The sequence below is a fragment of the Protofrankia sp. Cj3 genome, from assembly GCF_917627355.1.
Taxonomy (GTDB): Bacteria; Actinomycetota; Actinomycetes; order Frankiales; family Frankiaceae; genus Protofrankia.
On sequence record NZ_CAKJTR010000046.1, the window covers coordinates 1 to 4,098 of the forward strand.

General features: G+C 61.7%; 4 protein-coding genes. 3 read left to right on the forward strand and 1 reads right to left on the reverse strand.

Annotated elements, in window-relative coordinates; translation table 11 throughout:
• Together MJ783_RS08725 and MJ783_RS08730 are read left to right on the forward strand one after the other, a co-directional pair.
• Nucleotides 1-942: sugar ABC transporter substrate-binding protein (locus MJ783_RS08725; protein WP_239309872.1), on the forward strand; the 942-nt coding region annotated here is incomplete at its 5' end.
• 515 nt (nucleotides 943-1,457) lie between these two features.
• Nucleotides 1,458-2,126: a response regulator transcription factor gene (locus tag MJ783_RS08730; RefSeq protein ID WP_308128279.1), complete on the forward strand. Its 669-nt coding sequence runs from the start codon at nucleotides 1,458-1,460 to the stop codon at nucleotides 2,124-2,126.
• A 155-nt stretch (nucleotides 2,127-2,281) separates the two neighbouring features.
• On the opposite strand, the gene MJ783_RS08735 is transcribed toward MJ783_RS08730, so the two are convergent.
• The gene (locus MJ783_RS08735) at nucleotides 2,282-3,685 is read right to left on the reverse strand and encodes a PAS domain-containing protein (RefSeq protein ID WP_239309873.1); all 1,404 of its coding nucleotides are present in this window, start codon (nucleotides 3,683-3,685) and stop codon (nucleotides 2,282-2,284) included.
• Nucleotides 3,686-3,849: 164 nt separating this feature from the next.
• Between MJ783_RS08735 and MJ783_RS08740 the strand changes: the two genes are divergently transcribed.
• A partial coding sequence (locus tag MJ783_RS08740) for a hypothetical protein (protein ID WP_239309874.1) occupies nucleotides 3,850-4,098 on the forward strand: 249 nt, incomplete at its 3' end.

Sequence of the window (4,098 nt, forward strand, 5' to 3'; positions counted from 1 at the left end):
TTGATCACCTGCCCCCTGGCAGCCATGATCATCGGAATTTTCCGCCGCCCACCACCTGCTCGGGCCGAGATATTCCTACTGATGCCGGCATTCAGCCAGAAGCACTGGTTGGCGGAATTGCTACGCAATATCGACCGGTCGCTTGACCGTCGCTTCGACCTCGTGGTCAAGATTCCGGACAGCGACTATGCGGGAACCGCTCAGATCCGCCGTCTCCGGCAGACCCTCACCCGTGACAAAGGCTATATCGCCGGATTCGTCGTAGCCGCCGAGCCGGACGCGACCCGCGAAGATCTCGTGACGCTATGCGCCAAGGCGCCATATCCGATAATTTTCGTCGATGTCCAGCCATTCGCACATGACGCTGACTATCCTACCAACACGGCCTTCGTTGGCTGTTCCGACGAGCTCATCGGCGAGAAAGCAGGTCGCTACACCGCCCGTATCATCGAGCGAAGCCCTGCCGCGCATCCAACTGTCTTGGTTATTGCCACAAACACCCACCGCGGCCGGCAGCGCCGATTCGTAGACGTACTCACCGGCACCTGCCCTCAGGCAACCGTGATCGTAGACGAAGACGGCCTGTTCGCCAGGGACCGCGCACGCGATATCGTTCGACGCCGGCTTGCTGAACTGGCCCGACAAAACAGACCGGTCGATGTGGTCTTCTGTACCAGTGACGAGATGGCGCTTGGCGCTCTTGACGCCCTGTACGCGCCCGACGCGGGCGACCAGGCCAGGGGCGTCCGCGTGATCGGTGTGGATGGGACCCGGGAGGCACTCGCGCTCATCAACTCAGGGGGAAGTCCCCTGTGCGCCACCATTGTGCAGGATCCCGCCCGAGTCGCCGAACGCGCGGTGGACCTCATGGAACGCAAGCTACGCGGCGACGACACCCCGAAGCGCAACCATCTTCCCGTAGAACTCTACGCGCTCGACTAACATCTCGACCCGCACGCAGCGGTGCGATCACCCAGACAGCCAGGGAACGTCCGATCTATCACTGAAAGCAACCGCATCGGCGTAGGTCGTCACGACGAATTGACCGGCCGTCGACGCACTGCCGAGCTTGGCTCCCTACAACGGATGACAGGGGAGCAGCAAGGCTGCACGAAGGTCACAACCAGTTGTGATCAGATACATAATGTAGCCACTGTGCAGTGGCGCCCGAATCCACTCTGGAAGAAATCGTGCATATCGGCGCTATTCCGTCTCCTTCGGGCACGACTCGCGGAACACGTCGGTTTGACTGCCGCAGCATGCCATCTCGGGAATCCGCTGGAGCGTGATTGGCGGGCGGGGTCACATGGTCGTAGCGACGCCCGCATCGTGATGGGAGCAGGGGGTTCGGTAAGCTGATCGCGATCGGGCAGGCTCCTCAACGATGTCCCGCTGGCCGCCGGAGACCGCCCTGCCGGTCAGCAGAACGCAGAGGTTTGGGGTGAGAACATATAGGCGTGGATGACCGTTTACGGGTCGTGCTGGTGGACGACCACGAGATCGTGCGGCAGGGTATCCGGACGATATTAGAGGCCCATGCGGACCTCGTGGTGGTAGGCGAGGCGACGTCGGCGTCAGTGGCTGTCGCACTGGTCGATAGCCACCACCCAGACGTGGTCGTGATGGATGTCCGGCTGGGCGACAGCAGCGGTATCGACGCTACCCGGGAGATCCGTACCCGGCACCCCACCGCACGGGTGCTGATATTGACGTCGTTCCCTGATGAACACGCGCTTATCTCCTCGATCGAGGCCGGTGCCAGTGGTTATGTCCTGAAGCAGATCAGGCGGGACGAACTGGTCTCGGCCGTGCGTGCCGTCGGCGACGGTCAACATGTCGTGGACAAGGCTGTGACTGGTGTTTTATTGGAACAGGTCCGGGCCGGTACCATCGGCGACCCACACGGCACCGATGAAAGGCTCAGTAGGTTGTCTGCGCAGGAGAAACGGATTCTGGCGCTTGTCGCTGCGGGTCGGACCAACCGGGAGATCGGCGTCCAACTGCACCTGGCAGAGAAAACAGCCCGTAACTATGTCTCGAACATCCTCGGCAAGCTCGGTCTGTCCCGGCGCACCGAGGCCGCTGCCTACTTGGCCCGGCGTAGCACCCGATCCCAGGGCTCCTAACCTGCTACCTGGGAGCCATCGTACCCAGAGGATTATGCAGAACTCTTCCATCAAGATATATAGCAGCACTTCGACCTGTGCCTCGACCCACGGTGATGGATAATTTTGATCATCCAGAATGGAAATCCTGAATAAGCCTCCCGCTACAACTGCCTTCACCCGGACCGCAGCGGTACCCGAACCGTCACCGTGCTGCCCATAGCACCGGTCTCGATGTCGAGCCGGCCGTTGATGCTTGCCGACCGCTCGCTGAGGTTGCGTAGTCCCTGGCCCCGGCCGGTGGCTGCGGGCAGGTCGAAACCCCGGCCATCGTCGTCGATTTCCAGCAAAGCCGAATCCGCGGTACGGACGAGGCTGACGCGGCAGGTCGTGGCGTGCGCATGCCGGCGCACATTGGATAACGCCTCTCGGGTGAGTTGCACGATGTCCCCGGCGTATGGCGTGAGTTGCGTGGCGACGGTCGGATCGAGATCGATCGCGGTGACGATCCCGGTGTTGTGTTGGAAGTCCTCCGCAAGAACGAACAGGGCGTCGTACAGGCTGCGGTCGGTCAGCAGGACTGGGCGCAGGTTGAACACGTAGTCCCGGATCTCCTTGATCGACCAGTCAATACGGTCGATACTGTCAGCGAGACGGGCGCGGGTTGCCTCCGGCTGCTCGACCAGTGTCTCGGCTGCCTGCAAGGTCAGCAACACTCCGGACAGCGACTGGATCACCCCGTCATGCAGCTCCCGGGCGATGCGCTGACGTTCGTCAGCAACGACAAGTTGGCGTCGCGACTCCTGCAGTTGATCCTCGGCGAGCTTCCAGTCGGTGATATCGAAAATCACTCCGTCCAGCCAGCTATAACCATTGCCGCTCTGTACCTCCTGGCCACGTTCACGTACCCAGGCGATGCTCCCGTCGGCCCGGACGATGCGGTATTCAAGGACGAACTGCCGGTCCTGCCGGGTCGCCTCGATGACGTCCCGCTCCACCACCGCGCGGTCGTCGGGATGGATGATGCTAGCGAAACTGCGCACCGCGTTGTCGATGAAATCGGTGGCTGGGTAACCGGAAATGCGTTCGATGTCGTCGCTGATCAGTTCCATCGTCCAGTTCGGGTCGTTGGCGCAGCGGTAAATAGCCCCCGGCGCGTTCGCGATCAATGAACGCAGGCGGGTCTCGTTGCGGTGCAGGTGCGCGCTGCGGGCACCTGCGACCGCTCGGGCCAAGCACTGGATCTCATCGAACGGCCTGATCAGATAGTCGTCTACACCGTCAGGCAGCACCTGTTCCTTACTCGGAACCAGGATAATGACATACAGGTCCGCATGCTGGGGCTGAGCTCGAATACGACGACATAGGTCGGCGCCGCTGCCATCCGGCAACTGCCAGTCAACAAAGATCAAATCGTACGGTGCCGCGTCGAGAGCAGCGAGGGCAGCCGTGCCGGTGGCCCGTGATCGGGCGCCATAGCCCGCGGTTACGAGCCATAAAGCGATCTCCGTCATCGCGTCACCCTCGCCAACTACCAGAGCCTGGATGCCAGGGCCGGGCGCCCAGCGAGTGGTGTCCATGTCACATGCCCTCTTTCCTCGGGACATCCAACACTAACGGAGAGCACCGTTGCCCTCCATGCTCGTCATGGATCCCCGGAGGGGTCAGAGCAGCGAAGATCTACATCATTCTCCACAACGAGAATCATGGTCATTGCGGGACTGACGGGAACCTCGGAGCGAACATGGACGCATCAGGCATGTTTGGGGTGTTCGGACCGGCCGCCCCTTGGGCCGCTTCGTTTGCGGGTGTTATTACCACGGGCCTTGTCGTAACCGGGTTCTGGCAGGGCCGATCGATCTCAATCTGGCCACCACGGATCGGCCGGCGTTTCGGCGTGGTCCAAACCGGGATGGCCGCATGGAAACCAAAGGCCGGATCCCCAGCAGAAATTGATCAAAATTCCGTGCTGCACCGCGAATACGGGGTCGAT